This window comes from Mesorhizobium sp. M1D.F.Ca.ET.231.01.1.1 (genome assembly GCF_003999155.2).
Taxonomy (GTDB): Bacteria; Pseudomonadota; Alphaproteobacteria; order Rhizobiales; family Rhizobiaceae; genus Mesorhizobium.
On the sequence record NZ_RZOZ02000003.1, the window covers coordinates 616,677 to 625,265 of the forward strand.

The window sequence follows — 8,589 nt, forward strand, 5'->3', positions numbered from 1 at the left end:
TCCACTTTTTGGGATCATGTTCTCAGTTCAAAAGTCCATCCATGGATATGGCCGGCCGGCGGCCGGCGATCAGATCGGCGGTGATGCGGGCCGAGCCATGCGACATGGTCCAGCCGATATGGCCGTGCCCGGTGTTGAGATAGAGGTTGCCGAGGCGCCGCCGGCCGAATTCGGGCAGGTTGTTCGGCGTCATCGGCCTGAGACCCGCCCACATCTCGGCGCGGTCGTAGTCGGCGCCCTCGGGATAAAGCTCCTGCGTCACGCCCTTCATGAAGGCGAAATCGGCAGGCTTGTGGCTGGTGTCGTAGCCGGCAAATTCCGCCGTGGCGGTGACGCGGATGCGGTCGCCGAAGCGCGAGATGGCCACCAGATTGTGCTCGTCGACCGAGGCGATGGTCGGCGGATGCGGCCGGTTGCCGATCGGAATGGTCAGCGAATAGCCCTTGATCGGATAGATCGGCAGGCCGATGCCGATCTTTTCTGCAATCAACGGGCTGTAGGAGCCGAGCGCCAGCACATAGGCGTCGCCCTTGACCGCGCCCTTGTCGGTCAGCACCTGGGTCACGCCGTCGCTGGATGCCTCGATGCCGGTGATGGTGGTTTGGGTGCGGATCTCGCCGCCGCGCTCGACCACCTTCTCCGCCAGCGCCCGGGTGAACTTCGCCGGGTCGCCGGTCTCGTCGGTCGGGCAATAGATGCCGCCGGCGATCTTTTCCCGCGCCGAGGCCAGCGACGGATCGAGTGCCACGACGCCCTCGCGGTCGAGCACCTTGATCAGCTGGCCGTCGGATTCGAGCAGCCGCATATGCTCGACGCCTTTGTCGAGCGCCTGCTGGCTGCGGTGGAAATAGACGATGCCGCGATCGTTGCGGTCATAGTCGATCTGCTCGTCGGCGATGACCTCGTGCAGCACCGATTGCGAATAGGCGGCGAGCCGATGCTTGAGCAGCGTGTTGCGCCTGGCCTTCGCGGCCGTGCATTCCATCAGGAACAGCCACGACCAGCTGTAGAGCCTGGGATCGGCCGAGAGCCTGAAGCGCAGCGCCTGATCCTTCAGCACCAGCGATTTCAACAGGATCATCGGCGCCCCGGGCGACGACCAGACAAAGGAATGTCCGGGCGCGATCATGCCGGCATTGCCCCAGCTGGTCTCGGCGGCGACCTGAGGCCGGCGCTCGAGGACGACGACCTCGTGCCCATCCTTCTGCAGCTGATAGGCGGTGGTGACGCCAACCACGCCGCCGCCCAACACGATCACGCGCATGACGCCTCCGGAGATCGCAAGCCGGCACAGTCTAGAGTGTGGATTGCGGTCTGCAATGGCACACATAGCGAGATGTCGGCAGGACAGCGCCCCCCTCTGGCAGAACGAGGGGGGCGCGAAGGATCACCACGCTCGGTGATTGGCGGGTGGCTAGGTCGCCAGCGCCTGCTCCAAATCCGCGATCAAATCATCGCCATCCTCGATGCCCGCCGACAGGCGAACCAGCGAATCGGAGATGCCTATCTCACCGCGCTTCTCCGCCGGGATCGAGCCGTGCGTCATCAGCGCCGGGTGCTCGATCAGGCTTTCGACGCCGCCGAGGCTTTCGGCCAGCGTGAAGAGCTGCGTACGTTCGAGGAAGCGCTTTGTGCCGGCAAGGTCGCGGTCGAGATCGACCGAGATCATGCCGCCGAAGGCATGCATCTGGCGTTTGGCGATCTCGTGCTGCGGGTGGCTGGCAAGCCCCGGATAGATGACGCGGCGGACATCCTTCCTGCCTTCCAGCCACTGCGCGATCTTCAGGCCGTTCGCCGAATGCCGCTCCATCCGAAGCGCCAGCGTCTTGATGCCGCGCAGCGCCAGAAAGCTGTCGAACGGGCCGGAGATGGCGCCGATGGCGTTCTGCAGGAATTTCAGCCGGTCGGCGAGGTCGTTGTTGTCGCCGACGACCGCGACGCCGCCGACCATGTCGGAATGGCCGTTCAAGTATTTGGTCGTCGAATGGACGACGATGTCGATGCCGAGCTCCAGCGGACGCTGGTTATAGGGGCTGGCGAAGGTATTGTCGGCGACGGTGAGCAGACCCTTGCTTTTGGCGAGCGAAGCGAGGCCTTGGAGATCGACGATGCGCAGCAGCGGGTTGGTCGGCGTCTCGACCCAGAGCAGTTTCGTCTCGGGGCGGATCGCGGCTTCGACGGCGGCGAGGTCGGTGAAGTCGGCGAAGCTGACCTGCAAGCCCGCCGAGCGCTTGCGCACCCGCTCCATCAACCGGAACGAGCCGCCATAGATGTCGTCGGTGGCGACGATGTGGGCGCCGGCATCGAGCAGCTCCAGCACCGTTCCGATCGCCGCCAGGCCGGAGGCGAAGGCAAAGGCCTTCGTGCCGCTTTCGAGATCGGCGACGGCGCGCTCGAAGGCAAAGCGCGTCGGGTTCTGGCTACGGGCGTATTCAAAGCCCTTGTGCACGCCGGGCGACTGCTGGCCGTAGGTGGAGGTGGCGTAGATCGGCACCATCACCGCGCCGGTGGTCGGGTCGTGGCTCTGGCCGCCATGGATGGTGCGGGTGGAAAAGGCCAGGCGGTTCTTGCCAGTCGTCGTCATCTTGCGCGGCGCCTCAGATGGTTGATCAGGTCGATACGGGTTATCAGGCCGATGAACTCCTCGCCATCGAAGACGATGGCAACCTCGTTGCGGTCGAAGACCGGCAGCAGCGCGTCGAGCGTCTGGCTGGCCTGCAGCGTGTGCAGGCTGGACGTCATGGCCGTGCGCACCGGCGCGTTGAAACGGTCCCAGCGGCCGTCATAGGGACCGTCGACCTTGGCCAGGATGTCGCTCTCGTCGACGATGCCGACCAGCTTGCCGTCATCGAGAACCGGCAGCTGCGAGACATCGGAGCGGCGCATGCGGCCATAGGCGTTGAGCAGGGTTTCCCCGGGGCCGACGGTCACGATGTCACCGGTGCGCGGCGAGCGCATGACAAGGTCGCGCAGGTCGCCATGCTGCTCATGCTCGTCGAGGCCCTGCTCGGCCAGCCAGATGTCGTCGAACACCTTCGACAGATATTTGTTGCCGCTGTCGCAGACCAGCGTGACGACACGTTTCGGCGATGTCTGCTCGCGGCAATAGCGGAGCGCCGCCGACAAAAGCGTGCCGGAGGAGGAGCCGGCCAGGATGCCTTCCTTCGACAGAAGGTCGCGCACCGCCAGCATGCTCTGCTTGTCGGTGATGGAATAGGCTTTCTTCACCAGCGAGAGGTCGGCATTGGGCGGCACGAAATCCTCGCCGATGCCTTCGACCGTCCAGCTACCGGCCTCTATCATCTTGCCGGTCTTGATCAGCGGCGCCAGCACCGAGCCGACCGGATCGGCAAGCACCATCTCGGTCTTCGGCGAATGTCTTGCGAAAAAGCGGCCGACACCGGTGAGGGTGCCGCCGGAGCCGACGCCGACCACCACCGCGTCGACATCGCCGTCGAGCTGGGCAAGGATCTCCGGACCGGTCGTGGTCTCATGCGCCAGCGGGTTGGCCGGGTTGGCGAACTGGTTGGCATAGAAGGCGCCGGGCAATTCGGCGGCGATCTTCTCGGCCATGTCCTGGTAATATTCCGGGTGGCCCTTGCCGACGTCGGAGCGGGTCATGCGCACCTCGGCGCCCAAGGCGCGCAGATGCTGGATCTTCTCGCGCGACATCTTGTCGGGCACGACGAGGATGATGCGGTAGCCCTTGGGGATGCCGACCTGGGCAAGGCCGAGGCCGGTGTTGCCGGCGGTGGCCTCGATGATGGTGCCGCCGGGCTTCAGCTGGCCCGCCTTCTCGGCGGCCGCGATCATCGACAGCGCGATGCGGTCCTTGATCGAGCCGCCGGGGTTCTGGCTTTCGAGCTTGATGAACAGCCGGCACTTGCCGGTGTCGAATTTGGTGAGCTCGACGACCGGCGTCTGGCCGATCAGATCGAGCACCGAGGCGTAAGGCGGCCGCAACCGATTATTTTCCGCGGCCTCCGGCGCCGCTTTCCCGTGCACGCTCATGTCCGCTGCTCCATGGGTCGAAACTAGCGTCTTTTCCAGCCGATCGCCGCTGGAAAGAAGATAGATCGTGCCAATCCGGGGGCGAGTGGGGGAATGGAATTTCAGGCAGGAAGAGGACCATCCCTCAATCGAGGCGTCGGCGCGACAGCGTCCCCTCGCGCTGGCCGATCCTCCACAGCGTTGCGGAATGCGGACGGCCGACCCGGCGCCCGATTGGGACTTTGCGGCACGAAAGGGCAAATCGGCCGGCGCTTCAACGAACCATGTCGTTCGTTGCCGGCACCGATTTCGCCATGCTAGGCGAGCGCTGCGCGGGGCCAACGCAAGGAACAGCCGATGAAGATTCTTGCCTATGACAATTTCAAGCCCGGCGTCACGCTCGACGACCTCCGGCCCTATCTGCGCGACGAGGTCTCGAATGTCTGGCGGCTTTGGAAGACAGGCATCGTGCGCGAGAACTATGCGCGTGCCGATGTCGGCGGCGTCATCATCGTCTTCGAGCTCGACAGCGTCGAGGAAGCCAGGCGCTACACCGACGATTTCCCGCTGTCCAAGGCCGGTCTGCTGGAATGGCATTTCATCGCCTTCGATGCCCCGCTGCCGCTGGAATATTTGTTCGATCCGACCGTCGACGTCGCAAAACCTTGGGATCGGACGGCAGCATGATCCGCTCCAGAGACGGGATCGAGATCCCGACCAGCCTGGCGGAATGGTGCGATCCGCGCCGCATGGCGCTGGTGATCTACGACATGCAGGTCGGCATCTGCCGCCAGGTCGACGGCGCCGCGGCAATCGTCGAGCGCACCGGCATCGTGCTGGAAGCGGCCCGCTCGGCCGGTATGCGCGTGGCCTTCACGCGCCACCTGTCGCTGCCGAAGACATGGATGGGCGTCACGCAATTGCGCACCGCCATGGCCTGCAGCGGCGCGATGACCCCGACGCGGTCGAGCCCTGGTTCCTGCGCGACGCCGACGCGACGCAGATCGTGCCAGAACTCGCGCCGCGCGCGGACGAAGCGATATTCGACAAGCTCACGATGTCGGCTTTCGATTCCACCGCGCTCGGCCTTGCGTTGCGCGATTGCGGCGTGCGCGCGATCGCCCTTGCCGGCATCGCCATGGAGATCGGCATCGAACCGACGGTGCGGCAGGCGGCCGACAACGGTTTCGTGGCCGTGGTCATCGAGGATGCCTGCGGCTTCGGCAACAAGGAGGCCAGCGGCCGCTCGATGGCGACGCTGCGCTTCCTTGGCGAAGCCATCGTCACCGATGTCGCCGGCTTTCGCGGCGCGCTTGCCGATGCTCTTTGAGTTAGGCGGCCGCCTCGATGTCGGTGCGGAAGCGCACACCCTCGGCGCGGCCATGTACGTCGCCCCAGTCGTAGAGCGCCTGAAGCGCGGCGGCGAGATCGCGGCCGCGCTCCGTCAGCGTGTAGCGTCCCTTGCCATCGGGCGAGGACTCCAGCGTGACGAAACCGATCTCGACGAGATCGGCCAGGCGCTGCGTCAGCATCTTGTCGGAAAGCGAGGGGGTCATCCGGCGCAATTCGGAGTAGCGCAACGGTTGTTCCTTGATCCGCGCCAGGATCACCGTCTTCCACTTGCCGCCCAAAGCGTCGAGGGCGAACTCGACCGGGCAGCCATAAAGTCTACCACGTTGTGTCATGCGACGATCCTAGGCAAGGCCCGGCCGATCGGGAAGCGGAAATCGCCCCGCCATCTGGCGGGGTTGAAGTGTCCGACCTTGTCGGGCAGCGTGTTTCACAGGAGGAGAGCGACGATGAGTGTGAGGGATCCCAATCCGGTCAATGCGCGAAAGCCGAAGCGGGTGGCGATCGTCATCGCCAATCCGGCCGTCTCGACCACGACCGGGTGGCCGGTGGGCTTCTGGTGGAGCGAGCTTACGCATCCCTGGCTCGCCTTCACCGAACGCGGCTATCAGGTGGAGATCTTTTCGCCTGACGGCGGCAAGTGCGAGGCCGATGCGCTGAGCGACCCGCGCGATCCGTCGGGCTATTCGGAAAGCGACCTCATCTCGCTCGGCTTCATTTCGAGCCCGAAACTCTTGGCCATGGTCGACAACACGCGGACGGTGGCCGAGATCGATGTCGAGCAGTTTAACGCAATCGTCGTCGCCGGCGGCCAGTCGCCGATGTTCACCTACGAGCGCGCGACCGATTTGCAGCGGACATTCGTCGCCTTCCATGAGGCCGGCAAGGTGGCGGCTGCGCTCTGCCACGGCACCGCGATCCTGCGCTATGCCAGGCGCGCCGACGGATCGCTGCTTGCCGCCGGCAAGACCGTCACCGGCTTTGCCAATGTCGAGGAGGACTTTGCCGACAACGCCACCTGGGCGATGGGCGCGCTCGAACGCGGCAAGCATCTGATGCGATGGCGGATCGAGGACGAGCTGAAGGCGATCGGCGCAAACTATGTCCAGGCCGGGCCGTGGCGCGGCTTTGCCGTGCGCGACGGCAACCTCGTCACCGGCCAGCAGAATTTCTCCGGCGCCGAGACCGCGCGGGTCGTCTGCGAGGCGCTTGGCGGCTGAAGCCAAACCGGACCCTAGAGCGGTTCACCGTTTCACGGAAACGCCGAACCGCTCCAACTCTTTGTTTTTTCGCAATTCCGGGCGGAAAACCGCTCACACTTTTCCTGGAATTGCTCTGAAGCGCGTCGCGATCTTTCAGCTTCGCTCCATGCGCTTTAGGTTTTCATTTTAGGCATGACCCCGAAACCGGTTCCCACTTTCGGGAGACATGCCTTTAACCCAGCAACAGCTTGCTCAGCTTCGCGCATTGGACGCGGATATCCGGAATGGCGTCGATCTCGAAGAAGGTGCCGCGCGTCAGCGGGCCGACGGCGAGGAGCTTCGACGACACCGTGCCGTCGGCCGCGATCAGCTCGCATCCGGCGGTGACGTCGAGGCCGAGGCGCAGCGGATCGGGGCGCGCCAGGGCGCGCTCGACCAGCGAGCGCACGACGCCGTTCGACGTCCTCGAGATGTCGCGGGCGATGCCCATGCAGTCATAGATGCGGGCAACTTCGAGCGTCTCGAGCGCCTGCGTGGCGCGCTGCTGGATCGTGACGGTGAAGCCCGGCTCGATGTCCACGACCCGGCCGGCGACGAGGCGGATGCGGCCCGAGCCGACCGCTTCGGTGACGCGCTCATAGACTTCCGGCGCCATGCGATGGCGATGGATGTCCCACCAGGCCTTGGTGTGCTCGACGAAACGGCGTTTGGCCGAGGACGGCCAGTTCTGCCAGATCTTCTGGTTGAAGGGTCTGAGGCCGTCGACCACGTCGCGCCAGTCGCCGCCGGCCTTCTGGGTCTCGCGAATGAGGTTGCGGAACCAGCCGACGAAATAGGAAAGCTCGGTGCCGAGCGGGATGTCGGCGACATCGAGCTTGATCGGGTTGCCCTTGCGGTGCGGCGAGGGCAGCAGGCCACGCCGCGACACAGCGACGATCTCGCCACGATGGCCGCGCTGCTCCAGCGACAGGAAGGCGTCGACCATGCTCAAGCCCGTGCCCAGCACCAGGACCGTGGCTTCGGGGTCGAGCGCGGTGTCGGCCTCCGAACCCATGCGGATGGCGCGGCCCTGGAAGGCGCCAGGCTGCTCGTCATGGCCGGTGGCTAGAACGGCGAGATGGCCGACGACGCTGGTGCCGTTGGCCAGGGCCACCTCGACGCCCGACGGGGTCGGCGAGATCGACAGGCTCTCCTCGCGGATCAGGCGTAGCCTTCCCGTCTCGCGCTCGCGCTCCTCGAGATCGTCGAGCAGTTCCTTCAGGTAACGGGCATAGAGGCTGCGCGGCGCGTAGAACGGCCCCTGGTCCGGCTTTGCGAAGCCGCGCTCCAGCACCCAGCGCGCGAAATCGCCCGGATCGTCGGCATGGGCGCTCATGCCGGAAGCGTTGACATTGAGCACATGCGCGGAGAGCAGCGTCGAATAGGCCATGCCCTGGCCGAAATGAGGACGCTTCTCGATCAGCGTGACGCGCAGATCGGGGTTTGGCGATTTCAAAAGATGCGCCGCCAGCACGACGCCGCTGGCCCCGCCGCCGACAATGATGATGGAGTTGCCGCGTCCAACCATGGCTGAAATTCAGGAACTGTCGAGGAGCCGCGACCTAGCCTAGGCGGCCGGCGCCGGCCGCCGCGAGGCAGCCCTCAGGCCGGTGCCGCGAACGACTGGCCGTATGCGGTTCAGGTGCTCGTGCATCGTTCTCTCTCCCTAATGTCGATAAGATTACTATACTAACCTGATCGCGCGCGGAACCTCGTTTCAATTCCGCCGCTATCTGGGGCACGGATTTACCCGGGGAAGGTCACAGGAGGATTTTCGTTCGCTGGAGCGACCACCCTCGGCGATTGGCTGAGCCATCTCTTCTGTCGTCATTCCAGGGCGGAGCAAGGAGCGCAGCGACGCGCGCAGACCCTAGATGTTTAGTCCCGGCATTTGATGGATTGGATCGAGCCTGAAGCGTTCAGGGTCCTTTGTCCAGCATTTGCAGATGTATTCGTAGGGGGTTAGCCCCGTCAGTGTCTTAAGCCGGCGCCCGAAGTTGTAAGCGTC

The 8,589-nt window shown here is 65.0% G+C and carries 8 protein-coding genes and 2 pseudogenes; 4 read left to right on the forward strand and 6 right to left on the reverse strand.

From position 1 onward, the window contains the following. Positions 1 to 22: 22 nt before the first annotated feature. From EN874_RS12545 to EN874_RS12555, 3 genes are all read right to left on the reverse strand, one after another. Positions 23 to 1,264, reverse strand: coding sequence for a D-amino acid dehydrogenase (locus EN874_RS12545; RefSeq protein ID WP_127425012.1), 1,242 nt, complete (start codon positions 1,262 to 1,264; stop codon positions 23 to 25). A 150-nt stretch (positions 1,265 to 1,414) separates the two neighbouring features. Beyond that, positions 1,415 to 2,584: a cystathionine gamma-synthase gene (locus EN874_RS12550; RefSeq protein WP_127425013.1), complete on the reverse strand. Its 1,170-nt coding sequence runs from the start codon at positions 2,582 to 2,584 to the stop codon at positions 1,415 to 1,417. Beyond that, complete coding sequence (locus EN874_RS12555; protein WP_127425014.1) at positions 2,581 to 4,011, reverse strand: pyridoxal-phosphate dependent enzyme; 1,431 nt, start codon at positions 4,009 to 4,011, stop codon at positions 2,581 to 2,583. The genes EN874_RS12550 and EN874_RS12555 overlap by 4 nt, the downstream gene beginning before the upstream one ends. Before the next feature lie 336 nt (positions 4,012 to 4,347). Here EN874_RS12555 and EN874_RS12560 point away from each other — a divergent pair, with 336 nt between their 5' ends. The 3 genes and pseudogenes from EN874_RS12560 (at position 4,348) to EN874_RS12565 (ending at position 5,320) form a co-directional block, all read left to right on the forward strand. After that, positions 4,348 to 4,677 carry a hypothetical protein gene (locus EN874_RS12560; protein WP_126086725.1) on the forward strand — a complete coding sequence of 110 codons (330 nt, stop codon included), beginning with the start codon at positions 4,348 to 4,350 and terminating at the stop codon, positions 4,675 to 4,677. An 83-nt stretch (positions 4,678 to 4,760) separates the two neighbouring features. Continuing rightward, positions 4,761 to 4,817 (forward strand): annotated as a pseudogene (locus EN874_RS34820) (hypothetical protein); the annotation flags it as partial. A gap of 74 nt (positions 4,818 to 4,891) precedes the next feature. Next, a complete protein-coding gene (locus EN874_RS12565) occupies positions 4,892 to 5,320 on the forward strand; it encodes a cysteine hydrolase (RefSeq protein ID WP_245513526.1) in 429 nt (142 codons plus the stop codon). Position 5,321: 1 nt separating this feature from the next. Here EN874_RS12565 and EN874_RS12570 read toward each other — a convergent pair whose 3' ends face one another. Next, entirely contained in the window at positions 5,322 to 5,675 is a 354-nt protein-coding gene (locus tag EN874_RS12570) for a helix-turn-helix domain-containing protein (RefSeq protein WP_126086727.1), read from the reverse strand. Positions 5,676 to 5,789: 114 nt separating this feature from the next. Here EN874_RS12570 and EN874_RS12575 point away from each other — a divergent pair, with 114 nt between their 5' ends. Next, positions 5,790 to 6,560 (forward strand): type 1 glutamine amidotransferase domain-containing protein, encoded by a 771-nt coding sequence (locus tag EN874_RS12575; protein WP_127425015.1) that lies wholly within the window; start codon positions 5,790 to 5,792, stop codon positions 6,558 to 6,560. A gap of 214 nt (positions 6,561 to 6,774) precedes the next feature. Here EN874_RS12575 and EN874_RS12580 read toward each other — a convergent pair whose 3' ends face one another. Together EN874_RS12580 and EN874_RS12585 are read right to left on the reverse strand one after the other, a co-directional pair. Further along, positions 6,775 to 8,109, reverse strand: coding sequence for an FAD/NAD(P)-binding protein (locus EN874_RS12580; RefSeq protein WP_127425016.1), 1,335 nt, complete (start codon positions 8,107 to 8,109; stop codon positions 6,775 to 6,777). A 342-nt stretch (positions 8,110 to 8,451) separates the two neighbouring features. Then, positions 8,452 to 8,589 (reverse strand): annotated as a pseudogene (locus tag EN874_RS12585) (IS481 family transposase); the annotation flags it as partial.